This window comes from Proteus sp. NMG38-2 (assembly GCF_020640995.1).
Classification (GTDB): domain Bacteria; phylum Pseudomonadota; class Gammaproteobacteria; order Enterobacterales; family Enterobacteriaceae; genus Proteus.
Genome location: NZ_CP085481.1, coordinates 4,154,240 through 4,179,672, shown reverse-complemented (window position 1 = coordinate 4,179,672; position 25,433 = coordinate 4,154,240). Strand labels below are relative to the sequence as shown.

Here is a 25,433-nt window from a genome sequence, read left to right as displayed (position 1 = left end):
TGCGCGAAACAATTCTTTAATGTTCGTTTTCGCTCATAATTGTAATGAAGTTTGATGAAAATGCCAACTATATAACTGATAAAAAACATAACCGCGTGATATGGATAACAATTTATTATCATATCCACATGGTTTGTGGGCTTATTGAAAATAAGCAACATTGTTAATGTATTAATAAAAAAGAGAATAAATAGAAGGAGTTAATTGAATTTGATGGTGAATTGATAAAAAAAAGTACCTAAATAGGTACTTTTCGAGGGCGTTTATTCAATTAACATAATTCGAGTTGAACGTTGTGCTGTTCAACAATTTTCTGGATCCCTGCAGGTGGCTCTTGATCGGTAAATAAGTAATCGATCAGATTCATATTGCCTAAATTTACCATCGCATTACGACCAAACTTAGAATGGTCAGTCACCAACATAACACAGCGCGAGTTTTCGATAATTGCGCGTTTAGTGCGAACTTCGTGGTAATCAAATTCAAGCAATGAGCCATCCATATCAATACCACTTATCCCTAAAATGCCGTAATCAAGGCGGAATTGAGAGATAAAATCAAGTGTCGCTTCACCAACAATCCCTCCGTCTCGTGTACGCACTTCACCACCGGCAAGGATCAAACGAAAGTCTTCTTTGCCCATCAGTAACGTTGCCACATTGAGGTTGTTAGTCACGATACGGAGGTTTTTGTGGTTAATTAATGCATGTGCGACAGCTTCGGGTGTTGTACCGATATCGATAAACAGTGTTGCACCATCAGGAATTAAGCTCGCCACGCGTTGTGCGATACGTGATTTTTCATCAGACCACATGATTTTACGATCATGATAAGCCGTATTCACGGAGCTTGAAGGTAATGCCGCACCACCGTGATGGCGTTGGATTTTGTTCTTTTCCGCTAATTCATTTAAATCACGTCGGATTGTCTGTGGGCTGACTTCAAAATGCTCCACCAACTCTTCAGTGCTGACATAGCCTTGTAGGCGTACCAGTTCAATGATGGCATCATGTCGTTGCGTTTGCTTCACAGGTATCCCCTAATGTTAAAAATATCATGTTAATTTTATTATGATCTACGAGATAATTGATGTCGATTATCCCACAAAGCCATCAATAAGCCGATAAGGAAGCCTGCAAAATGTGCAGCATTTCCGATAGAGTCACCTAAAACGCCCATATAACCTGCAACAATCCACAGAATTGAAAAAACGATTAAACCTGTTGGGGCGCCAATACCTTTTTCTGGATTACGTATTCCTGTTAAACCGACATAGCCAATTAATGCGTAAACAACACCAGAAAGCCCACCAAAGTTGGAATCTGTAAACAAGGATTGTGCCCAATTACTAAAGAGCGCAGAAACGAGCATGATCACAAATAATTTACCGGTACCCAATCGCTGCTCTGTTTGACTTGCGAGATACCACCACATAGCAAGGTTGAAGGCGATATGCATCAGTGAAAAATGAATAAACGCCGGAGTAATATAGCGCCAGACTTCAAAGTTTAAGCTCTCTTCATAAGGCCATGCTAAATGGAGCATGACATCATAGTCGCCAACTACTTGTTGCCAGATAAAAACGAGGATACATAAAATAATCACCAGCACCGTTAGTGGGCCTGAACGTTGCACCATATTTTTTATCGAAAAGGCAGGGCGATATTTAATACCTGTATTTTTCGGATCACCGGTTTGCCAACTTGCGGCTTGATAGCGTGGATGAAAAGGCTCACGTAGAAACGTGTTAAGTTCTTTTTCAACCATTTCTAACTGATGTTGGTCTTCTAACCAAAGAGAGATTTGCTGATTTTCATTTTTTGCGTGAATTCGCACACCTTTAGTTGCCATGTAATTGACAAATAAATCAGCAGCTTGAGGGTTGGAAAGCGTAATAATGTGGATCATTGACAAAACTCATCCGTCGTTATTGCAGAGACGTTATCGCTTGTGGAAACTCTCTTTGCCATGCTTCAAAACCACCATTAATACTATAAACGGTTTCAAAGCCCATATTAACTAGATATTGAGCTGCCCCTTGACTGCTGTGGCCGTGATAGCACATCACCATAACAGGAACATCAAAGTCAGCATCTTGTAAAAATTGATTTAGCGTTTCATTGGTGAGATGAAATGCATTTGTTGCATGACCAAAACGATAACTCTGAGGATCTCGTACATCGACTAAAATAGCTGATTGAGATACCCAGAATTGATAAGCTTGTTCAATGCTAATAAATTGAAACTTATCCATAATTGTCTTATTTATTATATTGTTAGTTAATTTATTTGTTCTGAGCGAGAAAACGATACATTTATCATAACGCCAAATGGGTAAAGATGACGTAACGCTTTGTAAATGATTATTTTAATACAAAAATCCCCCATGATATCAGTGCAGGTGAATATCATAGGGGACTTAATACTGAGGGATCAGTAGTAGGAGTGCTCGCCACGTTGGTGTTCAGTTAAGTCTTTCACACCTTTTAATTCATTAGGGAACAGGTTTAACAGTTCTTTTTCGATGCCATCTTTTAAGGTGACATCAATCATTGAACAACCGTTACAACCACCACCGAATTGTAAGATAGCATAGCCATCTTCAGTGATTTCCATCAGACTCACGCGACCACCATGACCCGCTAATTGAGGGTTAATTTGTGATTGCAGTACGTATTCAACACGCTCAATTAATGGTGCATCAGCATCAACTTTACGCATTTTTGCGTTAGGTGCTTTTAGGGTTAATTGTGAGCCTAGTTGGTCAGTAACAAAATCAATTTCTGCATCTTCTAAGAAAGGTGCGCTGATGTCATCAACATACGCAGAAAGTTTTTCGAACTTTATTTCAGTATCGTTTGGCTCTACAGCATCAGGTGGGCAGTATGAAACGCCACATTCAGCATTAGGTGTGCCTGGATTGATAACGAATACACGAATTTGGGTGTTGGGTTCTTGGTTAGCCAGTAGTTTGGCAAAATGCGCCTGTGCGGCATCAGTAATAATAATCATATCGTCTTGCTCAATAGTTGACTGTTCTGGTTGGTTATCATACGCCCAATTGGCGGTTAACTACAAGGTTCGACAAATCGCCCATACCTCAACAGAGCGTGCTCCCGCACGAAATAACAAGGGTACGATGGAATTTAATGTCGCACCAGTAGTGATAACATCATCAATTAGTGCCAGATTTTTCCCTGATACCGACACTGTGTTATTTAATACAAATGCATGTTTTAAATTTTGTTGCCTTTGCTTGGCATTAAGATGCGTTTGCATCAGTGTAGCACGAGTTCTTATCAGGGTATTCGGTTGATAAGCACAATTTAACCACCTTGCCAAAGGCTTAGCGATAGCTTCTACTTGCTCAAAGCTTCTAGACCAACGGCGATGACGATGTGAAGGAACGCTAATTATTCTGTCAGGTTTCTGCACTAAATTTTCTCGTCGATGTGAGAACCATCGCAATAGAAAAAGTCGTGCAAGACATAAGGCTATCTGAGGGCGAGGTTGATATTTATAAAGGTGTAATAATTTATTTAATGGCGGTTGATAGTCGGTGACTGTCAACATCTGTTTCCATAGCGGTGGTGATTGTAAGCAACGCCCACACAACATCATAGAATGATGAGAAGGATATAAACAGCAAGGGCAACGATTTTGTTGTTTTGGTAGATGTCGAATACAACTCGAACAAATGCCTTTAGTATCATAAATTAAGGGTTGACGACATAGCCAACAATATCCTGCTATTGTTATCCACATAATGAACATCCTTGTAAAAGAGAAGAGAGCATAGCAATGAATAAACTGTATTGGCAGACAATTGGTGAAGGAAAAACGCATCTTGTGCTATTACACGGATGGGGATTGAATGCAGAGGTCTGGCAATCATTAATATCGCGACTAAGTTCGCATTTTACACTGCATCTTGTTGATTTACCGGGTTATGGACGTAGCCAAGGTTTTCCTGTTCTCACATTAAAAGAGATGGCTGACATTGTTTTTGCTAAAGCGCCTGCTAATGCCATTTGGTTAGGATGGTCTTTAGGTGGATTAGTCGCTAGCCGTGTTGTTTTAGATAATCCCAATAATGTGCAAGCGCTGATTACAGTGGCTTCTTCACCTTGTTTTGGTGCTCATGAGGATTGGCCGGGGATCAAACCTGAGGTTTTAAAAGGATTTGAACAACAGCTAAATGAGAATTTTCATCGCACAGTTGAGCGCTTTTTAGCACTGCAAACATTGGGCACACAAAGTGCCCGTGAAGATATGAAAGCATTAAAATCAGTGGTGTTAGAACAACCACTCCCTTCTGTTGAAGTGCTTAATGGTGGATTGGAAATTTTGCGTACTGAGGATTTGCGAGAAGAATTGAAAACGTTGAGTTGTCCTTTTATTCGTTTTTACGGTTATTTAGACGGTTTAGTTCCTCGAAAAGTGGCCGGATTATTAGATACTTTTTATCCACATTCACCGTCTGTTATTTTCCGTAATGCGGCTCATGCACCGTTTATTTCACATCCTGATGAATTTGCTCAAGCGTTAATTGAAGCTTGTGAAATAACATCATAGTTATCACCCAAAACTGCCCATATTTGAGGGCAGTTCTGAGAGTTTATAACGCTATATTTTCAATGTGGTTTTCGACACTATAAGATGTTTCACAAATCGGTGGATTTTTAATAGTGTCAAAAACAGGGCAAGTGCGTTCAATAAAAGCGATAAATGCAGCAATCTCTTCTTCACTATTATCGGCTTGAATAAAAAAATGTGTCGTAATTTTACTAAAGCCCAATTTGGCCTCTTTATTTTTTCCCGTAAAACCATCGGTATCTAATTCACCTTTAACTTCAATGCGAATATCGTTGAGATTAATTTTATGCATACGCGCAAAGCTTTTGGCGACAATCCCCTTACAAGCCCCTAATGTACCTAATAATGCTTCAACAGGATTCATTGCACTGTCTTTTCCACCTAATGACAAAGGTTCATCAAGTAAAAATTGAAACTGGCGTGATGCACATTGCATCTGTAATCCGCCTTGTTTGCCGGTCGTAATGGTCGATGAAAATTCAGTTATTGGCATAATTTTATATTCTTATAAAGTGAAGTAATAACAGACGTCTTTACGTCTATACTAAAGGATTATGCCGTGATAGTTAGGAAAGTAAATCATTAAATAGGAAGATGAAAATGATTCATCTTAAGCATTAGATAAAAACCCCTACATAAAGTAAGGGTTTTTATAATGGCATTTATCAATTTGTTAGGTTAATTGATAAAGCTTTGTCTGGCAGGCAGTGGCTTCAGGGCAACTTTTACAGCTACCCGTAAGACACTCTTCAACATCGACTTCTTGAAGTTTACCCATCAATGTGAGCCGCTCTAACATTGCTTGCACCAACGGTTCAGGCATATTGAGTTGATGGCTGATAAGACGGGCATCGGCTCGACCATTAAGGGCGATACAATCACGTACTTCTATCAAACTGGCCATCTGAACTTTCCTTTGTCACTTAGTGACAACTACCTTTTGAACAACATTGTTTAGCCAATGAAGGCTTATTGCTTAAGTTAATTGTTAGACGACTACGAGCATTACGCAACAAGATAAATAGAATTAAGTTAAAGATCACCACGGCAGCAATGGTTATGCCACTACTTTGCGGATGCTCACTAAAGGTTGCGACTTGATAGAACAGCGCTGACAATGAGTAAGCAATATTTAATCCCCAAAGAATAGAGAAGGTCATCCAGCCACGGCTTGTTTCACGAGCAATAGCACCCATTACTGAAACACAAGGGACATACAGTAAAACAAAGATTAAATAGCTGTATGCAGCAATGCCAGAGCCAAATTTAGCCCCCATGGTACCCATAGTGCCGGTATCCATTTCACCATCGCCTTTACTTGCTTCAATTGGATTAGAAAGTGCAGCTAGGGTAAAGGTCTCTTTTAAGCTATCCCACGTTTCACCAAAGGCGTCACTAATTTCACCCCAAAGATCGAATTCTTCAGGATCAAAAGGCTCGTTCACAATGCTTTCCGCGGTATAAAGGGTATTTAATGTTCCCACAACCACTTCTTTTGCCATCGCCCCTGTTACTAAGCCTACCGTTGCTTGCCAGTTATCGTTATGAACACCAATAGGTTGTAATAATGGAGTGATCACTTTACTGACCGATGCCAAAGCAGAGTCATTGATGTTATCGGCAGGTTTACCTGAGAAGGTAAAGCTATTTAATGCACCGATAAACATACTGGCAATAATGATGACTTTACCTGCACGTACCACGAAACCTTTTAGACGTTGCCATGTTTGCATGAGTAACGTTTTTAGGTGAGGAATGTGATAAACAGGCAGTTCCATCACGAAAGGTGACGCTTCACCGCGCATAATGGTGTGTTTTAGCAGTAAGCCTGTGAGGATAGCAACCACAATACCTAAAAGATAAAGTGAGAAAACAACACTGGCACCGTTTTTACCGAAGAAGGCCGCCGCAAATACCGCAAAGATAGCTAAACGAGCACCACAAGACATAAATGGTGCCATTAATACTGTGATTAATCGTTCTCTTGGAGCATCGAGGGTGCGCGCACCCATAATGGATGGCACGTTACAACCAAAGCCGACAATCAGCGGTACGAATGATTTACCCGGCAGACCCAAAGCCTGCATCAATCTATCCATAACAAATGCGGCGCGAGCCATATAACCTGAATCTTCAAGGATGGATAAGAAGAGGTACATCATCCCGATTTGTGGCACGAGTGGAAGAACAGTATTGATACCACCACCGACACCTTGTGCAAGGAAAATGGTTAACCATTCTGGGAAGTTAAAAGTTGCACCAATCCATTGAATACCATGGATAAAGATGGCTTCAGAACCTCCCTCAAAAGCAGGTTGTAATGCACCACCGATGTTAATCGCCAAAACGAACATTAAATACATGACAAACAGGAAGATAGGTACACCTAACCAACGGTTTAATATCACTTTATCGATATTTTGAGTCAGGATGTTTGGCTTAATAGATTCCATATTAATCACAGTATGACAGATGCGCTCAATATTTTGATAACGGGCATCCGCAATGACTAATTCTGGTTCATTATTGTGCTCATCTTGAATTCGCTGACGAATTGCTTTGATATCTTCGGTGGTAACTTGAGCACGTTGATGGGTATAAATATCCCCTTCCAAACACTGTAATGCCATCCAACGGCGTTGCTGTAAATTAAACTCATCATGATTAATTTTTTCAGCGAGTGCCTCGACTTCATTAAGTAACCATAATGGGTAAGACGTTAGTAGTTCTTGTGGTTTTTTCTTTTCAGCAGGGAAAGTATCAATCGCTTCTTTGAGCTTATCCATTCCCGATGCTTTAGTTGAAACCATTGGAATAACAGGGCAACCCAGTTGTTCAGACAATGCTTTGATATCAATTTGCATATCTTGATGTTCTGCAATATCGAGCATGTTTAATGCCACAATGCAGGGAATGCCTAACTCAAGAAGTTGTAATGTCAAATAAAGGTTACGTTCAAGATTAGAGGCATCAACAACGTTAATCAGCATGTCTGCTTCATTACTTAAAATGAAATGACAGGCAATTTGCTCATCAAGTGATGTCTGTTCTGAGATTGTCGTTAAAGAGTAAGTGCCGGGTAAATCGACGAGCTCAATTTTATGATTTGTCGTTGTGAAACGACCAACTTTGCGTTCGACCGTCACACCCGCCCAGTTACCTACGCGCTGGCGAGAGCCTGTTAACTGATTAAAAAGTGTCGTTTTACCAGCATTGGGGTTGCCGATAAGGCCTATAGTGAGAGGAGTCATAATAGTGGTGCCAATAGTTGTCTTGCCTGGTTGAATGAGAAATAACGATTATTTTTCGTTATGAACCACTTCGCTAAGGTTGATAAGTGCGAGATCTTTTTTTCTCAAAATGAGGGATACTCGGTGCGTTTCTATTTGAATAGGATCACCCAGTGGTGCGATACGAATAACGTTAAACACAGCGCCAGGCAACATACCTAAAGATAACAATTTTTGCCTGTATGCAGGGCTAATCTGAGGTGAGTAGCTCAAGATTTTATAACTGTGATTTGGGATCAGTGACATAAATCGTTCTTCCACGAATATTGATACAAAAAATAATGATACTGATAATTATTAACGTATATAAAAATTCACATAATAAGAGTCAGGATAATTATAATAAATATTTTTAATGCTAATGAGAATTATAATTATCTTTATTGGGTATAATTTAGCCTACTCTACACTTATCCACACTTGATTTAAATCAACCAGAGAAAAGATATTGGGAGGAAATCAGACTGTTTTCTCTATCTGTTACTAGACAAAAACAAAATGTGAAGAGTTGAGATGTCAATGTAGCAACAAAATAACAATCAATTAATAATGTTAACTGGTCACCAGATGAAAGTAGATTTTACTGAAATTTAAAAACGGGTTTCTCATCATGATTAAATAAGAAACCCGCATTAAAGGCGTGAGATTGTTAGCTAATTAGTGAGTTTGCTGGTGGCTAAAAAGCTGGTAAATATTGTTAGGGGTATAACTATCATCTTCGAATGAAACGACCCAATCAGTAATTAAATCTATATTGATGGGATAGATTTCACCTTCTTGCATCTCTTTAACATAAAATGGCACGTTGAGTAATTTGGCATAAACAGTGTCACCATCACGAGACTGTGGCACAAACCACATATGTTCAAGCTCTTTTTCTTCCTCTTCACCGTAAGGAATACCGAATTTGATCATAAATTGCCAAGGGTTTTCGGTCTCTTCGGGTTTTTCTTTACCTAATAATTTCGAAAGAAAACCGTTCTTTTTTTCGACAGGTGGTTGATTGTAGTTATCAAACATAGAAACAAAGTATTCCCAGCGTCGTTTGGCTTTTTCAGACATTTCATAGGTTTCTTCATTGCTACGTAGTAGCATCATGGCTTGCTGCTCTTCATAACCTTTAAAGAAGGTTTCTAAAACAGGATTTTCTTCATTGGTTCTAAATAGCATAGATGAAGGGTGTTGGTGATACTCGTCACGATCGGCTAGATCACCTAAGAAAACGCCGTTTGGTGCGCCTTCAGTGTCGTAACGCATCTCTTCTAAAGATCTAAGGTTTTCGAGAGGTGTTGATTGATTAATATGGCGGATACCTTCTTCAAAAGGTAAGGCAACAAGATACTCTAAACCTGATGATGTTTGCCCACAAAGCATTGGTTCACCAAATTCGATTTGGCGATGATTAATACTGTTGTTAACAAAGCAGCGGAAGAGATCAGGGATACCATAGTAAGATTCAAGCATACTTGGAATAACTAAATCGACTTCAGTTAAGCCACAGCGTGCGAGCCCATGAGTATGGAACCAAAACATGGTTGGTGGATCATTTTCTGTGTCATAGACAGCATGAATAACATATAAGCTTTCTACTTCAGGATAGAGATCGGGGGTTTCTAATTGAAAGCGGATCCACTCTGGTGATAAGGCTTTACCTGCTGCTGATTCATCTAATGCTAAAACCATTTCAGGAGCAATGATATTTAGAAAATTCAGTTGATGGCGGTAACTTGCTAAGGGATGCAACGCCTCAGTAAATAGCGTTTCTAATAATAAATCTTGAGTTGTGGCATTTGCGTGCGCTAATAATTGCGGGGTAAGTTCATCTGTTGAATACATTGGGCGTATTTCATAATCTTCATCTCTAGGGTAAAGACAGACAAAAAAATGCAATTCATTATCGCCATGTTGGCAACGATAGAAAAAACCATCATCAATATTTTCACTCAGATAATTGATTTCACCATCAGTATAATCCGTCTGCTCTTCTAGGCGTTGCTCAATAAGTGCATAGTTTAGTGGCTGTGCAGGAAAAGCCACTATACGAGAGGGCACTTTTTCTCCTTGCCCGGCTGCGATATCTAAGTACTGCTGTCTGTTATCCATATTTCTTATCACTCGTATATTTATATTAAAGATGGAAAAATAGAATATCAGGGATGATAAGAGAGGAATAGGCGGAGTTATCTGAGCTTGATAGGTTTGTTTATGTCATCACAAGAAAAGGGTATTTTCAAACATAAATCAAATATGAAAAAATAGATCGTATATAAAAATTAATGGATATCAATAAGTTATTGATATCCATTAGATGTAAGATAATCAAAGAAAATGATTAGCCTTTTGATTATTTACCTTTCAGTAATTGCATGATGTCTTCAGTTTTTTCTTCATCGTCATCATCTTCAAACTCAATACCAAGTTCAACCATTAATTCGTCAATGCGATCAAGGGTTTTCTCAGTATAAGCCTGTTCTTCAGCATTAAGTTTTTCACCATTTTCAAGGCGAGACAGTAATTCATCTAAACGAGCATCGTTTTCTAACAAGTCTAATTCTTGTTCAGGTGTTAAACGAACCGGCTCTGGTTTGATAGGCGCGGGTTTTTTCTTCGTCACTTTAGGTGCATCACCGACAATCAGAGGGATTGGTTTTTTACTACCAATACGTGGATCTTTCGGTGCTGTATTTTTAGTTTGGTTTTTATTTTCCATTTCCTGCTGACGGTTACCAGCAGGATTGCCGCGGTGTTTCTTTTGACGTTTGCGTTCACGTCCTTCCGCGTTCAGCTCTTCACGTGTTTTTTTACGTGTTTTTGCTGCGGGCTTTCTTTTAATCATATTCATAATGGTAACTCGGTAGTGATCTTCTTGGTTGCGCAATCTATCAGAAACAAATTTTCAATAAAAGCGCAAATTTAAGACAATTTAATTTTTGCTCACGTACAATGTGCGGTTCATTTCACTATACTTTACTGTGTTGTGACATTCTTTAATAACAAAATTAAATTTATCAACTTAACTTTCTATTTATTATGACATTATCATCTGCGCAATTGCGTAAACCGGTATATTGGTGGGTTATTGGCTATGCGGCACTGTGGATCTTAGTCAGCTATCTTTTTGACCCTACGGTGCCTTATGATGCCGTAGAAGCGGTCAATTGGGGCACCAATGGAGGTTGGGGTTCCCCTAAAAACCCTTGGTTTGTTGGCTTTATAATGTCACCTGCTATTTATGGCGGTGTCGATTTTAGCTTTTATTGGTATTTTATCCACTTTATTGTGATTGCCATTGGGTTATTAGGTGTCTGGAATTTAGCTTATAAATTGACACGCAACACTAATCTTGCATGGTTTGCCATGTTAGGGCTTAATTTATCTGGCATTATTAACTTCGATATTATCCCTTATAACGATAACTATATTCTAGTCGGTTGCTGGGCTTGGGCTCTTTATTTTTTCCTCTGTGCAATCAATGACAATCAAAAATATTGGATTGGTTTTGCTATTGTTATGGGTATTGCCACAATGGGGAAATACTCATCACTAGCTTTTATGGGTTCTGTCTTCTTATTAAGCCTATTTGTCCCTAAAGTGCGAGTGAGCTATCGTTCACCTTATTTTTATTTGGCGATTGCGATTTGGTTTGCTTTTGTTATCCCTAATTTTATTTGGTTATGGCAAACCGACTTTGCCGCGTTTAAATGGGTTGATTCTCAAATAGAGAGCCGTTTTAATTTGCGTACAACGCGTGCTGCACTGACGGTTTTTTATCCTATTATCTTGATGTGGGCAATATTACGTCTTTATGGTGGTCGATTAAGTTGGTCTGCATCTTCAGATAGTCAATTATTGAATTTTATTTTGTTATTCCCATTAGCAATTATTTTTACTTGGTTTAGCTTTCATGAAGGTGGCCGTATTACGGAGTGGTTACAGCCATTTATGTCGATAGCGACTGCACTTTTTGTGGGTTCAATTAGTGTCATGCCTAAGCGTTCATTGCGTGGTGTATTGTACGGTTTAGGTGTGTTTGGCATGTTGGTTGTTTCTGGCTATACCGTCGTACAAGCAGCTAATGTGCGTAATGCGGGTCAAAAATTTATTGGTATCAAAACATTTGTGCAAGAGGTTGAACAAGCTTGGCATCAACATTATCACACCCCGTTAGCGTATGTGGGTGGTGAATATATGCATGAATGGGTAACTTTTTATGGTAAAGATAGGCCTCTATCTTCACAGCCTTGGATATTAGAAGAAAATGTGCAACCACCTAATATCTATAATCGGCATATCACGCTTCAACAATTAGAAGAGAAAGGCGTCGTATTGATCAGCGAAGTGGGCTATTACTGTGAAAAAGCCTCTTTTGATAAAGGATTAAAATACTGGCCAAGTTTAAAAATAGTTGATACTCAAGAGATAATGTTTCGTTCTGAGCCAAATGCTATTGCAGAGCCCGTTTGTATTGCACTTGTAGCTCCAAGGACTCATAAGGAAAAGTAGAAATGCGTTACGCTGATATTCAGGTTGAAACACCAAGATTGATTTTACGTCCCTTTAAAATGGGAGACGCTGAAAATTGGTTTAATATTATGAGTTCACCTGAAGTCACTCGCTACTGGAGCCATCTTCCTTGGCAATCACTGCAAGAAGCGCAAGAAGATATCATTCAAGATATTACGCATATGGAAAGAAAAGAGTATCTGCGCTTAGCGGTAATAGAGAAAGAGACGAATACACTAATGGGAATGTGTGTTTTCTTTAATCATTATTCTAGTTCTCGACGAGGCGAAATAGGGTATTGCCTTGATACACCATATCAAGGGAAAGGGATCATGAAGGAAGCCATGGTTGCGTTTATCACGTACCTACAAACACATTTATCTGTTCGTCGTTTAGAAGCGGATATTCATCCGAATAATAAAGCATCAGCTGCTTTATTAGCGAAGTTAGGTTTTGAACAGGAAGGATATCTTAAACAGCGTTGGATAGTGGGTGATGAGGTTTCTGATTCTATTGTTTTTGGTTTGTTATTGCCCACAAAAGCAGAGTAATTGCAGAAAATAGAAAGGCACAAGTGGCATATAACACTTGTGCTTTTAGCTACTTAGCCAAAAAATAGGCTTGATTTTTTAAGCTTAAAGTTTGGTTTACTGCAAAAATATCACCACGTATTTCTGGAATACCAAACGATTTTAACCGAGCGCTATGTTTCTCTAAATAAGCTTGAGCATTTTCTTCTGAATCAAAAAGATAAATCCCACCTGCTTTTTGGGTTTCTTTATTTTCAGTCCAAATTTTCCAAATAAAGCCAGGCTCTTGATTGATTGATGCAGATAATGCATCCATAGCTTGTGTCATTTCATCTCCGAAAGGACCATGATAAGGGAAATCTACTTGTAAAAGTACGTGCATAATCACCTCTTTTCTTATAAAAAACGGCACGTTATTGGTGCCGTTTTATCTGTATCATGATGATCTTAATTTATTGAATATTAGAATAAAGAATTCAAATCAATCACATGAGTATCAATCAGCAATATTTTTAAAATAAATAGCAGTGAAACAATCACAACACATAGATTAATTTCTTTCCAGCGGAAAGTACCCACTTTCATAACACAATAAGCAATAAAGCCTAGTGCGATACCTTCTGTAATTGAGAAGCTAAATGGCATCATGACTGCGGTGATAAAAGCAGGAACGGATTCTGTTAAATCATCCCATTTCACGCGTGTAAGGCTGGATGTCATTAATACACCCACATAAATCAGTGCACCTGCTGTCGCATAGCTTGGCACCATACCTGCTAGTGGTGATAAGAAGATAGCGAGTAAGAAAAGAATACCCACAACAACTGCAGTTAAACCTGTGCGACCACCAACAGAAACACCAGAAGTACTTTCGATAAAGGCGGTTACGGAAGATGTTCCCATTGCAGAGCCTGCAACAGAACTTAAGCTATCGACGTATAACGCTTGTTTCATTCGTGGAAACTTACCTTTGTCATCAGTTAAACCTGCTTTATCAGTAACACCAATTAATGTGCCTGAAGAGTCAAATAGGTTAACCAACATAAAAGCAAAGATCACGCCAGAAAGACCGATATCTAAGGCTCCCATAATATCAACTTTACCAACAACGGTGGTGATAGAAGGAGGAACAGCAAAGATACCTTGATATTGAACATCACCTAAAAGAAGACTAATTACAGTGGTGATAACAATTGAGATAAGAATGGCGGCATGAATATTACGAGCAGCAAGAATAGCGATAATAAAAAAGCCTAATGCACCTAATAATACGTTATGAGAAGCAAAATTACCGATAGTAACGATAGTGTCATTATTAGGAATAATAATACCGGAGTTTTTTAAGCCCATCATGGCGATAAAAAGACCGATACCGCTAGTAATACCAACACGTAAGCTCAGTGGAATATGGGCAATTATCCAGTAGCGAATACGAAAGAGAGTCAGTAAAAATAGCCCTACTGCACCCCAAAAGATCGCACCCATAGCGACTTCCCATGAGTAACCCATAGCACCAACGACGACGAAGGCAAAGAATGCGTTTAAGCCCATCGCAGGTGCAACGGCAATAGGTAAATTTGCCACTAATCCCATTAAAATACTGCCGAAAGCCGCAATTAAGCAGGTCGTCACGAAGACGGCTTTGATATCCATATTGGCAGCAGCAAGAATTTGAGGGTTAACGAAGATAATATAAACCATCGTTAAGAAAGTCGTGATACCCGCAATCAGTTCGGTGCGAGCGTTTGTGCCGTGTTCTTGTAGCTTAAACAGGCGTTGGAGCAAACCCTGTGATCCAGAATTTGGTGATGACATGCTCATAGACAAAAGATCCCAAAAAAAATGTTTTTCGCTTTATCCTACACAAATAAAACAATAACTGCACCTAAAAAAGTAATCGATTGCGTAGAGCGCTACAGCGAAGGCATTAAAAATAGATGGAGATATTTAATAAACTAAGTGTAGTTTAGTGCTAATAATTGTATGACGTCAAAATGGCACATTTTATTTACTTTGTTAAAATTTGATCATATTATCTTGCTTGAAAAGTGAGCTGTTTTGAAGTTTTACTAGTTTTATAAATAACAGCTATTAAATAAGTTTTAATAAAGAGGTGGAGGAATTATGCCTACTTTATCAAATGAAAGGATCACAACACGTATTAGCCCCGAAATGAAAATTTTGTTAGAAAAGGCTTTATCATTATCAGGTTATACGAGTTTAAATAGTTTTATTGTACAAGCAGCTATTGCTGAAGCTAAACGGCTAATCGAGCAAGATATGCGTATTAAACTTTGTCAGGAAGACGCTTTAGATTTTATTAATGCATTGGAAAAACCAATCGAAATAAATGATCGCTTCCTTCGTGCCGCGCGCAAGCATAAGGAAACAATTCTTGATGAAAATAAGTCCTCTGAATAGAAAAATACATGATAGAACATCTTTTGATTGTGGCGATAAAACACTTAATAACTACTTGAAAGCAATATCCAATCAATATCATGAAAAAGATTTAGCACGTACTTTTGTATTAACAAGTGAAATCGAGCCTACAAAAATTAAAGGATTTTATTCATTAGCATTGTGTACTATCGATTTAGATGAATTACCGCAAGAAATCGGGAAAAAATATCCCAAAGAGCTCTATTGCGTATTAATCGGGCGGTTAGCAATTAGTCAGCAGTATCAACGCCAAGGTTTAGGATCTATTTTATTAGTTGATGCTGTAAGAAAAGCAATAAATTCATCTGGTAATATTCCGATACCCATGATTATCGTAGATGCAAAGCATGATATTGCAAAAAGTATGTATCAAGGATTAGGTTTTTCTTCATTTAGCCAAAATGAATATCGTTTATTTATGACTATGGCGAATGCTAAAGCGGTAATCAGTCTAGTTGATAATGAATAAATCAATTATAAAGAGACTAACTTATTCTATTAAAACAATAAGTTAGTCTCTTTTGTTTATCCCATTTCTTTCTTAACAAATGATTGTTGTTTAAACGGCAACACTATCTGCCAAAAAGGGCGCTTTTCTTTTTGTGTGGAAAATAATTTCGCTACTCTATTGGCAATAATTTCCAATGAAAAACAGAGAATAAAATAGATAAAAGCAACGAATAGAAAAACTTCCATTGGATAAACCATACTGCGGTTATTAACTTGGGTCGCTAAGAATGAAAGTTCACCTACACCCACCACATAAGCTAATGAAGTATCTTTAATTAAGGCTATCCACTGATTAATAAACGAAGGCACCATCATGCGTAATGCTTGTGGTAATACGATATACCACAACACTTGCCAGCGATTAAAGCCTAACGATAATCCTGCCTGCCATTGCCCTTTTCCAATCGCTAAAATACCGGCTTTAACGCCATGCGCAATATAAGACGATGTAATTAAAGCCAATGCACAAATTACGGTGGTGATTTCAGGTATTTCCATTCCTAATACTACGGGCAATAAAAAATAGACCCAAAATATCAACATAATGACAGGAATAGCGCGGAAAAAGCCTAAAAAAGCTGCGAAAAGGTTAACCCAGACACCTCTGAGCATAGCCAAAGCAATGCCACCTAATGTACCCAAAATAATTGATGCAATACCTGCAATGATACTGATAAAGACGGTCAGTGCTGCACCTTCTAAAGGTCCATCAGGATAAGCACCAAAGAGTAAGTACTGCCAGTTATCAGCAATAACAGTAAAATCCATCTTAATATCCTTGTGCTAATTTACGTTGCTGATGCCATTGACCCCAAGCTTCCATCAATGCGATTGCTGCAATATAGAGAACCGTTGCAACACCAAAGGCTTCAAAGGTACGTAAAGACTCTGTTTCGACTTGTCTTGATGCGTAAGAAAGCTCTGCAACACCAATAGCCATAGTTAGTGATGAGTTTTTTATCACATTCATGTATTGACCCAGCAAAGGGGGTAGAGCAATACGAAAGGCTTGAGGCAGGATCACATAACGCATAGATTGCCATTGTGTTAAACCTAATGCCAAAGAAGCATATTTTTGCCCTTGTTTAACACCTTGAATACCAGCTCTTAGCTCTTCGGCAATAAACGGGGTTGAATAAAATGTCAGACCCACAATGCCCGCTAAAAACTCAAAAGAAGGCCAAGAAAGCGCCACACCTAAAAATGCAATCTCATGAGATGTGTTTAACCATATCATGGCGCTTTGTGGCAGAATTTCTCCAGATGCGAAATACCAAAAAAATAGTTGTACTAACAGTGGAGTATTACGAAATAGCGATGTATAAGCCGTGGCTAACCAGCGTAATGGTGCAAAAGTGCTGTCTCTTGCAGCACTAAGGGCAAAGCTCATTAATGTTGCAATGACAATAGTCCAAAAAGAGATAAGCAAGGTGATTAAAAAACCACTCCAAAGCCAACTTAAATAGTGTGGCTCAAGAAGGTAATGTGATAGAAATTGCTCAAACATATAATAGGCCTATTGTAGACACCAAACCCCGCAAAGGCGGGGTAGGTGTTTTAATAAAGGAATAACTTTATTTTGATGAAAGAAGAAAGTTATTACGCTTTAAAGATCAAGATTGTGGTGTTTGCTCTGATAGTGGGGCAAATTTAAAATCACCACGAGGTTGAGCTGATTTTGTTTCAGGGCCAAACCAACGATTGTAGATCTCGTCTGCTTTACCTTCTTTTTCCAATCTTAATAGGGTGTTATTGATTTCATTAATTAAACGGTCTTCACCTTTAGCCGCTGCAACTGCTTGGTATTCACGGGTGATGCTAAATGATGACACTTCAAAATCGGCTTTAATTGCATCAGGAAGATTTGCTAATAAACCCACTAATTTTGCATCGTCTTGGGTGATGGCTTGTACGTTACCGTTACGTAATGCGGCGAAAGCCAGTGGTGTATCGTCATAAGAGATAACTTTGGTATTGGGATAGCGTTCACGTAGCGTAATTTCTTGAACAGTACCTTTATCTGCACCAATACGTAGTGAGTGAATTTGTTCTGGGTTAGTTAAAACCCCTTTACGTGCAATAAATTTTTGTCCGGTTGCAAAGTAAGGAACAGAGAAGTCAACTTGCTTAGCGCGTTCGTCGGTAATGGTGAAGTTAGCTGCGATTAAATCGACTTTCTTAGAGCTTAACAGTGGAATACGGTTTGCTGGGTTTGTTGGACGCAGCTCCAGTTTTACACCTAGATCTTTGGCTATTTCATTGGCGATATCCGCATCATAACCTGCGAGCTTTTTGGTTTGAGGATCAATAAACCCAAAAGGAGGATTGCTGTCAAAAATCGCGATACGTACTACACCTGCTTTTTTTATATCATCAAGTTTATCAGCTTTTGCAATACCAGAGAAAAGCACAGAGCCTGCAATTAATGCGGTTGCCAAAACACGTAGTTTCATTATTCACCCCAAAGAAAAGAATTATCATCGTTATGTTGGATATCACGCTATCAAGTTGATCTAAGTTCATAAAATAATAAAAATTGATATGGATATACTTTTAAGGAATAAGGTGAGGAAAAGCGTTGAGCTAACACGGTATTAAATTTATGAGGGAATAAAAAAACAGCGACATAATTATCGCTGTTTGTAAGAAAAGAGAAGAAGAGAGAAATTTATTTGGTGGTATTGTTACCATCACTTTTTGTTAGCATTTTTTCTACTTGGTCTCCCCCTAAATGGCGGAAATCATGACCTTTTACATAATAGAAAATAAACTCACAAATATTCTGACAACGGTCGCCAATGCGTTCAATAGAACGAGCACAAAATAAGGCGGTTAACACACTGGGAATAGTGCGAGGATCTTCCATCATATAAGTCATTAATTGACGAACGATACCTTCATATTCGTTATCAATTTTGGCGTCTTCACGATAGATACGCACTGCTTCATCCAAGTCCATACGCGCAAAGGCATCAAGAACATCGTGAAGCATTTGTATCGCATGTTGGCCTAAAGATTCTAAACTGACTAATAATGGCTGATGTTGATGTGAAAACTTTTCAAGTGCTGTTTTACAGATTTTTTCAGCAACATCACCAATACGTTCTAGCTCAGCGATCGTTTTTGATATCGCCATAATTAAACGTAAGTCACTGGCTGTTGGCTGGCGTTTAGCAATAATTCGCATACACGCATCATCAATAGCGACTTCCATCATATTGACGTTATGATCACCTTGAATAACTTCATTTGCCAGTGCTTGGTCTTGATTGTGCATTGCCATAATGGCTTTTTTCAGCTGTTCTTCAACAAGCCCACCCATCACCATCAGCTCAGTACGGATATGCTCTAACTCAGCATTAAATTGACCAGAAATATGCTTATTGTGATTTAAATTATCCATTTATTGCCTCGTTATCAGCCATAACGCCCAGTGATGTAATCTTCAGTTTGTTTTTTCGCAGGACGCGTAAATAACGTATCCGTATCGCTAAATTCAATTAACTCGCCTAAATACATAAATGCAGTGTAATCAGAACAACGTGCCGCTTGTTGCATGTTATGTGTCACGATAACCACGGTATATTCTGATTTGAGTTCGCTGATAAGCTCTTCAATACGACCTGTTGAGATTGGATCAAGTGCTGAACAAGGCTCATCAAGTAACAAAACTTCAGGACGAATAGCGATACCGCGCGCTATACATAAACGCTGTTGTTGACCACCAGATAGACTATATCCACTCTGATGTAATTTATCTTTGGTTTCGTTCCATAATGCGGCTTTTGTCAAAGCCCATTGAACACGTTCGTCCATATCAGCGCGAGATAACTTTTCGAATAAGCGTACACCAAAAGCGATATTGTCATAAATTGACATCGGGAAAGGGGTTGGCTTTTGGAACACCATTCCGACTTTGGCGCGTAATAGCGCAATATCTTGTTTATCTGTCAGGATATTGTTGCCATCTAGTAGAATTTCGCCTTCTGCACGCTGTTCGCCATAAAGCTCATACATTTTATTAAAAGTACGCAGTAAGGTTGATTTACCACAGCCAGAAGGGCCGATAAATGCAGTCACCTTATTTTTGGCAATATCTAAAGAGATATTTTTCAGCGCATGGAATTTACCGTAGTAGAAGTTCAAATCACGAACTTGAATTTTATTTCCCGCGTTATCATTAGCCATAATCATTCAACGTCTCTCTTGCTTAACTTTCTGCGTTAACCGTGCTTGCGTTTAGCAAACAGCACGCGCGCGATAATATTGATAAATAGAACACAGAGGGTGATAAGTAATACGCCAGCCCAGGCAAGCTCTTGCCACTGTGCAAAAGGACTCATGGCGAACTTAAAGATAGTCACAGGTAAGTTAGCTATCGGTTCGTTTAAGTCTGTGCTCCAGAATTGATTTGATAGTGAAGTAAATAACAGTGGCGCAGTTTCACCTGCAATACGTGCAATCGCTAATAACACACCTGTGATAATGCCTGATACCGAGGCTTTTAAGGTGATTTTAGAGATCATCTTCCACTTTGGTGTTCCTAATGCATAAGCAGCTTCGCGTAAACTATCAGGTACTAACTTCAACATATTTTCAGTGGTACGAATAACGATAGGAATTTGCAGTAAGGCAAGAGCAATAATACCTGCCCATCCTGAAAAGTGCTGCATCTGTGCGACCACAATAGTGTAGACAAAGAGCCCGACAACAATTGATGGTGCTGACAGCAAAATATCGTTAATAAAGCGAGTGGTTTCAGCAAGCCATGAGCGACGGCCATATTCTGCAAGATAAATCCCTGCAAGAATACCTAATGGCGTGCCAATCACTGTGGCCCAAAGAATGAGTAATCCACTACCGACAATGGCGTTCGCCAATCCACCACCGTCAGTATTTGGCGGCGGTGTCATTTCGGTGAAAAGCGCAAGGGACATACCATCAACGCCTTTTGTGATTGTTGAGAATAAAATCCACGTTAACCAGAAAAGACCAAATGCCATAGTAGATACAGATAAAAACAGTGCGATACGGTTTTTTTGACGACGCCAAAGTTGGCGTTTATGACGTACTCGCAGTTCGCTCTCTGTTTGAACTTGTAATGAAGAAGGGGATGTTTTAGACATATTAACGCGCTCCTTCATTCTTAGATAAACGTAATGTCATAAACTTAGAAATCGCAAGTACGATAAAGGTGATGACAAACAGGATAAGCCCTAATTCCATTAATGCCGCAGTATGTAATCCCGTTTCTGCTTCAGCAAACTCATTGGCTAATGCCGACGTGATACTGTTACCTGGCATAAATAGCGAGGCAGAATCTAATTGGTAGGTATTACCGATGATAAAGGTCACCGCCATGGTTTCACCTAAGGCACGGCCTAATCCCAACATAACGCCACCGATGACACCGTTACGGGTATAAGGTAGAACGATATTCCAAATTACTTCCCATGTTGTACAGCCAATACCGTAGGCTGATTCCTTCATCATGACAGGTGTCTGTTCAAACACATCACGCATCACAGAGGCGATATAAGGAATGATCATGATAGCGAGGATAACCCCTGCTGCTAAGATACCAATACCAAAAGCAGGGCCTGAGAAAAGCTCGCCAACGATAGGAATAGAAGAAAGCACATTGCCTACCGGCTCTTGGAAATAGGTTGCAAACAGTGGTGCGAAGACAAACAGTCCCCACATACCATAAACAATACTTGGGATAGCCGCGAGTAACTCAATCGCAATACCTAATGGGCGTTTTAGCCAATTAGGTGCTAATTCAGTGAGGAAAAGGGCAATACCAAAACTGACAGGAACAGCAATAACCAGTGCGATAATTGACGTTACAATGGTGCCGTAAATAGGCACTAATGCACCAAACTCCTGTGCTGGTGGGTCCCACTCTTTTGTCCATAAGAATGAAAGACCAAACTGCTGAATACTTGGTAATGAGGCAAAAATCAGTGAAACAATGATACCTGTTAAAAGCAAAAGCGTAATCAACGCAGCTAGACGGACTAGTGCGCTGAAAATAACGTCCCCTCGTTTACTAGGGGCCTTTATTACCGTTGTGTGCTCGGCCATAAAGCCTCTTTTAATTTATTACCCCCTGTTAGCAGGGGGTGAACGTTAACTTATCTCTTAATGGTTACCGGTTTTATTAGTAAATCGGTTTGCCATTACTGTCTTTAATACTTGTTTTCCATGCAGCACGAATTTGTTCTACAACTTCTGCAGGTAATACTGCGTAATCTAGATTTTTCGCTTCTTGATTACCTTTGTCATAAGCCCAGTTGAAGAAATTCAGCACTTCTTTACCTTTTTCTGCATTTTGTTGTTTTTGATGCACTAAGATAAAGGTGGTTGAAGTAATCGGCCATGCGTTTTCACCTTTCTGATTAGTCAGGTCTTGTGCAAAGCTTTTGCTCCAATCAATTTTTCTTGCTGCGGCACTAAAGCTGTCTGCTGTTGGTGCGATTGCTTCGCCATCAGCTGTGACTAATTTAGTATAAGCAAGGTTGTTTTGTTTCGCGTAAGCATATTCAACATAACCAATTGAACCTGGTACACGTTGAACGAATGCAGCGATGCCATCATTTCCTTTACCACCTAAGCCTGTTGGCCATTTTACGGTAGAGCCAGCGCCTACTTCATCTTTCCATGCGCTATTTACTTTTGATAAGTAGCTAGTGAAAACGAAAGAAGTTCCAGAACCATCAGCACGACGAATAACCGCGATATTCTGGTCTGGTAATTTTACGCCTGGATTGAGTTTTGTGATGGCAGGGTCATTCCATTTTTGGATCTTGCCTAGATAGATATTACCGATAGTGTCGCCATCTAAGGTCAGCTCACCTGATTTGATACCAGGAATGTTTACAGCCATAACAACGCCACCAATCACGGTAGGGAATTGGAATAAACCGTCAGCTTGTAATTTGTCGTCTGTTAATGGTGCATCAGAAGCGCCAAAATCAACGGTGTTTGCAATGATTTGTTTAACACCACCAGAGGAGCCAATGCCTTGGTAGTTAATTTTGTTACCCGTTTCTTTCTGATAGGAATCTGCCCATTTAGCATAAACTGGGGCAGGGAACGTTGCGCCAGCACCAGTCAGCGAGGTCGTTGCCTGCGCAGAAAGAGCGGTCATTGAAAACGCAGCGGCAATGACACTAGTCAGGGTGGTACGCATCAGTTTCATAATCCCTCCTGTGGGATAGGTAGAATAATTTTCGACATCTATCAACTTCGGTTACGGTACGCACAGACAATAGGTCAGTTAGATGACAATTAAATGTCTTAATTGTGACAGTTTTATGACAAAGTAAAAAAATGATGAAATATTTAGAGGGAGAAGAAAAAATAGAGCAAAAGTAGCGGAATAAAAAAGGGCTTTATCAGAAAGAAAAATTAATCATCCTCATCATCACGCTCTTTTAATGGAAAATTAGCACGGATAAGTAATCCACCTTTAACGCTATCATCAAGTTCAACATAACCACCGTGAGCATCCATAATACGGCGAATAATGGATAACCCTAAACCTGCACCTGTCGAGCTACGCGCTTGTTCACCTTGAACAAAAGGTTGGAAAAGACGTTGTCGGTCTTCTTGTGGAATACCGGGGCCGTCATCTTCGACTTGAAACCATGCATATTCTTCATTTTTTCCACTTGAAACACTTATCCAGCCATGGCCATAGCGGGTCGCATTTACAATCATATTGGCAAGTGCTCGTTTCACAGCGATAGGATTAGCCGTAATATTAATGGGTTCAGGATGAAGATGATCTTCACTTATTTTACCTGAATTAGATTCAGCCGAAATGACTTCTTGTAATAGATTATTCATATCGCACAGTTCTAAAGACATCTCTTTACCTGTGCGCATATAGTCTAGAAACTGGCCAATAATGGCATCGCAATCTTCAATATCTTTATTGATAGAGTCAGCAAGATAGCTATCCTCTGGGCTCATCATTTCAGTGGCAAGGCGAATACGGGTAAGAGGTGTACGCAAGTCATGACTGACACCAGCCATAACGAGTGTTCTATCATTATCTAATGAACGAATACCCGATGACATCTGATTAAATGCGCGAATGATTGATCGCATTTCAGAGGAGCCAGATTCAGGAATAGGTGGTGGAATAACCCCTTTACCGATACGACGTGCAGCATATTCTACTTCATTGAGTGGGCGATTTTGAAAACGGTTATAGAGCCAAAAAAAAGCGACAATGATGATAATAAAAATAATCGCTTGTCGATAAACTGGCAGTAGGAAATTTTGCCCTAACTCAGTGAGAGGAACACGGATCCAGAGAGAGGGGGAAATATGTGTATTAACCCATAAAACAGGGTATTCCAGCGTGTTTTCAATCCAAATTTCAGTTTCTCCACCCAGATATTCAGACATCTGTTCACTTAAATCGTCATCGATTTTAGCCCAATAAAGTCCTTCCTCAAGTGCGGCCTCTTTATCAAAAAAAGAGATACCTAATTCGCTATAGATTTTATTGCGTAAAGCCGGGGAGATTTTGAGTGGAGTGCCATCAACTAAAATAAGTTCTTCAGGCATTAATGTGCGTATTTCATACGCTAAAACTTTATTAAATTGCTGAAGGCTTGGCCCAACAATAAGGTGCTGTACAACGATATAACTGGCTATCAAGCTAAAAAAAAGTAGCGAGATAACCAGAAATAACGAACGTGTCAGTTTATTGTGAGGGGAAAGCCTCAGCCTTCTCATTGAGCACTGGTTCCATCAGGAACAAAGACGTAACCAAGACCCCAAACTGTTTGAATATAGCGAGGATGTGTTGGATCCTCTTCAATCATTCGGCGTAAACGAGAAATTTGAACGTCGATTGAACGTTCCATAGCACTGTATTCGCGACCACGAGCAAGGCTCATTAATTTGTCACGAGAAAGAGGCTCACGAGGGTGAGATACCAGTACTTTTAATACAGCAAATTCACCACTCGTTAGAGGCATATGCTCTTCTTCATGGAACATTTCCCGTGTACCAAGGTTTAGCTTGAATTTACCAAAAGAGATAATGGCATTATCTTGTGAAGGAGCACCCGGCAATTCGTTCGCTTGACGGCGAAGTACTGCGCGAATGCGAGCCAGTAATTCTCTTGGATTAAATGGTTTTGAGATGTAATCATCAGCACCAATTTCAAGCCCAACAATTCTATCAACCTCTTCCCCTTTTGCTGTAACCATAATAATAGGGATAGGGTTGTTTTGGCTTCTTAAGCGACGGCAAATGGATAAGCCATCTTCACCTGGAAGCATTAAGTCGAGCACGATAAGGTGGATAGATTCGCGAGTGAGCAGACGATCCATTTGATCAGCGTTTGCAGCAGTACGGATTTGAAAACCCTGCTCTGTCAAATAGCGCTCTAATAGTGAACGTAGACGTAAATCATCATCCACGATTAGCACTTTATAACTTTCTTGCATTTTTTTAAGCTCCCGAAGTGCAAATGCTTTTGTTAGCGAATTCTATCATCGTTAAGAATATTAAACCAAAACCAAAGAATAAATGTTAA

Annotated in this window: 28 protein-coding genes; 5 read left to right on the top strand and 23 right to left on the bottom strand. The window is 39.4% G+C overall.

What is annotated here, in order from left to right; all coding sequences use genetic code 11:
* Positions 1-271: 271 nt before the first annotated feature.
* The 5 genes from LG402_RS19590 to gntX form a co-directional block, all read right to left on the bottom strand.
* Positions 272-1,030 (bottom strand): DeoR/GlpR family transcriptional regulator, encoded by a 759-nt coding sequence (locus tag LG402_RS19590; RefSeq protein WP_006534541.1) that lies wholly within the window; start codon positions 1,028-1,030, stop codon positions 272-274.
* Between the two features lie 38 nt (positions 1,031-1,068).
* Complete coding sequence (gene glpG / locus LG402_RS19585; protein WP_109408991.1) at positions 1,069-1,908, bottom strand: rhomboid family intramembrane serine protease GlpG; 840 nt, start codon at positions 1,906-1,908, stop codon at positions 1,069-1,071.
* A gap of 19 nt (positions 1,909-1,927) precedes the next feature.
* Positions 1,928-2,254, bottom strand: coding sequence for a thiosulfate sulfurtransferase GlpE (glpE, locus tag LG402_RS19580; RefSeq protein WP_166539143.1), 327 nt, complete (start codon positions 2,252-2,254; stop codon positions 1,928-1,930).
* Positions 2,255-2,433: 179 nt separating this feature from the next.
* Positions 2,434-3,012 (bottom strand): Fe-S biogenesis protein NfuA, encoded by a 579-nt coding sequence (gene nfuA / locus LG402_RS19575; protein ID WP_072068863.1) that lies wholly within the window; start codon positions 3,010-3,012, stop codon positions 2,434-2,436.
* Between the two features lie 60 nt (positions 3,013-3,072).
* Complete coding sequence (gene gntX, locus LG402_RS19570) at positions 3,073-3,765, bottom strand: DNA utilization protein GntX (protein ID WP_227336159.1); 693 nt, start codon at positions 3,763-3,765, stop codon at positions 3,073-3,075.
* Positions 3,766-3,801: 36 nt separating this feature from the next.
* Here gntX and bioH point away from each other — a divergent pair, with 36 nt between their 5' ends.
* Positions 3,802-4,575 carry a pimeloyl-ACP methyl ester esterase BioH gene (bioH, locus tag LG402_RS19565; RefSeq protein ID WP_166539140.1) on the top strand — a complete coding sequence of 258 codons (774 nt, stop codon included), beginning with the start codon at positions 3,802-3,804 and terminating at the stop codon, positions 4,573-4,575.
* 43 nt (positions 4,576-4,618) lie between these two features.
* On the opposite strand, the gene LG402_RS19560 is transcribed toward bioH, so the two are convergent.
* The 6 genes from LG402_RS19560 to yihI form a co-directional block, all read right to left on the bottom strand.
* Positions 4,619-5,089 (bottom strand): OsmC family protein, encoded by a 471-nt coding sequence (locus tag LG402_RS19560; protein WP_166539139.1) that lies wholly within the window; start codon positions 5,087-5,089, stop codon positions 4,619-4,621.
* 180 nt (positions 5,090-5,269) lie between these two features.
* On the bottom strand, positions 5,270-5,500 hold the full coding sequence (locus LG402_RS19555) for a FeoC-like transcriptional regulator (RefSeq protein WP_072068859.1): 231 nt from the start codon (positions 5,498-5,500) through the stop codon (positions 5,270-5,272).
* A gap of 19 nt (positions 5,501-5,519) precedes the next feature.
* Positions 5,520-7,847 (bottom strand): Fe(2+) transporter permease subunit FeoB, encoded by a 2,328-nt coding sequence (gene feoB, locus LG402_RS19550; RefSeq protein ID WP_166539138.1) that lies wholly within the window; start codon positions 7,845-7,847, stop codon positions 5,520-5,522.
* A 48-nt stretch (positions 7,848-7,895) separates the two neighbouring features.
* Entirely contained in the window at positions 7,896-8,132 is a 237-nt protein-coding gene (gene feoA, locus LG402_RS19545) for a ferrous iron transporter A (RefSeq protein WP_036914344.1), read from the bottom strand.
* Positions 8,133-8,543: 411 nt separating this feature from the next.
* A complete protein-coding gene (locus LG402_RS19540) occupies positions 8,544-9,989 on the bottom strand; it encodes a DUF4026 domain-containing protein (protein WP_166539137.1) in 1,446 nt (481 codons plus the stop codon).
* Positions 9,990-10,230: 241 nt separating this feature from the next.
* On the bottom strand, positions 10,231-10,728 hold the full coding sequence (yihI, locus tag LG402_RS19535) for a Der GTPase-activating protein YihI (protein ID WP_109408983.1): 498 nt from the start codon (positions 10,726-10,728) through the stop codon (positions 10,231-10,233).
* A 188-nt stretch (positions 10,729-10,916) separates the two neighbouring features.
* On the opposite strand from yihI, the gene LG402_RS19530 reads away from it, so the two are divergent.
* On the top strand, positions 10,917-12,389 hold the full coding sequence (locus LG402_RS19530; protein ID WP_227336158.1) for a glycosyltransferase family 39 protein: 1,473 nt from the start codon (positions 10,917-10,919) through the stop codon (positions 12,387-12,389).
* 2 nt (positions 12,390-12,391) lie between these two features.
* Positions 12,392-12,940, top strand: a complete 549-nt coding sequence (locus LG402_RS19525; RefSeq protein WP_166539135.1) for a GNAT family N-acetyltransferase — start codon at positions 12,392-12,394, stop codon at positions 12,938-12,940.
* A 49-nt stretch (positions 12,941-12,989) separates the two neighbouring features.
* Here LG402_RS19525 and LG402_RS19520 read toward each other — a convergent pair whose 3' ends face one another.
* Positions 12,990-13,301: a monooxygenase gene (locus LG402_RS19520; protein WP_166539134.1), complete on the bottom strand. Its 312-nt coding sequence runs from the start codon at positions 13,299-13,301 to the stop codon at positions 12,990-12,992.
* A gap of 80 nt (positions 13,302-13,381) precedes the next feature.
* Positions 13,382-14,740: an NCS2 family permease gene (locus LG402_RS19515; RefSeq protein ID WP_166539133.1), complete on the bottom strand. Its 1,359-nt coding sequence runs from the start codon at positions 14,738-14,740 to the stop codon at positions 13,382-13,384.
* A 303-nt stretch (positions 14,741-15,043) separates the two neighbouring features.
* Between LG402_RS19515 and LG402_RS19510 the strand changes: the two genes are divergently transcribed.
* A complete protein-coding gene (locus LG402_RS19510; RefSeq protein WP_109408979.1) occupies positions 15,044-15,340 on the top strand; it encodes a DUF1778 domain-containing protein in 297 nt (98 codons plus the stop codon).
* Positions 15,318-15,830, top strand: a complete 513-nt coding sequence (locus LG402_RS19505) for a GNAT family N-acetyltransferase (protein WP_227336157.1) — start codon at positions 15,318-15,320, stop codon at positions 15,828-15,830. The genes LG402_RS19510 and LG402_RS19505 overlap by 23 nt, the downstream gene beginning before the upstream one ends.
* A gap of 56 nt (positions 15,831-15,886) precedes the next feature.
* Here the strand turns inward: LG402_RS19505 and LG402_RS19500 are convergent, their stop codons facing one another.
* The 10 genes from LG402_RS19500 to ompR all read right to left on the bottom strand — a co-directional run bounded on the left by LG402_RS19500 (position 15,887) and on the right by ompR (position 25,344).
* Positions 15,887-16,639 (bottom strand): amino acid ABC transporter permease, encoded by a 753-nt coding sequence (locus LG402_RS19500; protein ID WP_227336156.1) that lies wholly within the window; start codon positions 16,637-16,639, stop codon positions 15,887-15,889.
* A gap of 1 nt (position 16,640) precedes the next feature.
* Complete coding sequence (locus LG402_RS19495) at positions 16,641-17,378, bottom strand: amino acid ABC transporter permease (RefSeq protein WP_227336155.1); 738 nt, start codon at positions 17,376-17,378, stop codon at positions 16,641-16,643.
* 106 nt (positions 17,379-17,484) lie between these two features.
* Positions 17,485-18,324: an ABC transporter substrate-binding protein gene (locus LG402_RS19490; protein ID WP_227336154.1), complete on the bottom strand. Its 840-nt coding sequence runs from the start codon at positions 18,322-18,324 to the stop codon at positions 17,485-17,487.
* 215 nt (positions 18,325-18,539) lie between these two features.
* Positions 18,540-19,274: a phosphate signaling complex protein PhoU gene (gene phoU / locus LG402_RS19485; RefSeq protein ID WP_109408975.1), complete on the bottom strand. Its 735-nt coding sequence runs from the start codon at positions 19,272-19,274 to the stop codon at positions 18,540-18,542.
* A gap of 14 nt (positions 19,275-19,288) precedes the next feature.
* Positions 19,289-20,065 carry a phosphate ABC transporter ATP-binding protein PstB gene (gene pstB / locus LG402_RS19480; protein ID WP_006534565.1) on the bottom strand — a complete coding sequence of 259 codons (777 nt, stop codon included), beginning with the start codon at positions 20,063-20,065 and terminating at the stop codon, positions 19,289-19,291.
* A gap of 29 nt (positions 20,066-20,094) precedes the next feature.
* The gene (pstA, locus tag LG402_RS19475) at positions 20,095-20,997 is read right to left on the bottom strand and encodes a phosphate ABC transporter permease PstA (protein WP_210812990.1); all 903 of its coding nucleotides are present in this window, start codon (positions 20,995-20,997) and stop codon (positions 20,095-20,097) included.
* 1 nt (position 20,998) lies between these two features.
* Positions 20,999-21,958: a phosphate ABC transporter permease PstC gene (gene pstC / locus LG402_RS19470; protein WP_166539129.1), complete on the bottom strand. Its 960-nt coding sequence runs from the start codon at positions 21,956-21,958 to the stop codon at positions 20,999-21,001.
* 76 nt (positions 21,959-22,034) lie between these two features.
* On the bottom strand, positions 22,035-23,075 hold the full coding sequence (gene pstS, locus LG402_RS19465; protein ID WP_166539128.1) for a phosphate ABC transporter substrate-binding protein PstS: 1,041 nt from the start codon (positions 23,073-23,075) through the stop codon (positions 22,035-22,037).
* A gap of 209 nt (positions 23,076-23,284) precedes the next feature.
* On the bottom strand, positions 23,285-24,625 hold the full coding sequence (envZ, locus tag LG402_RS19460; protein WP_227336153.1) for a two-component system sensor histidine kinase EnvZ: 1,341 nt from the start codon (positions 24,623-24,625) through the stop codon (positions 23,285-23,287).
* Complete coding sequence (gene ompR / locus LG402_RS19455; RefSeq protein ID WP_036933800.1) at positions 24,622-25,344, bottom strand: two-component system response regulator OmpR; 723 nt, start codon at positions 25,342-25,344, stop codon at positions 24,622-24,624. Before ompR ends, envZ begins: the two co-directional genes overlap by 4 nt.
* Positions 25,345-25,433 lie beyond the last annotated feature (89 nt).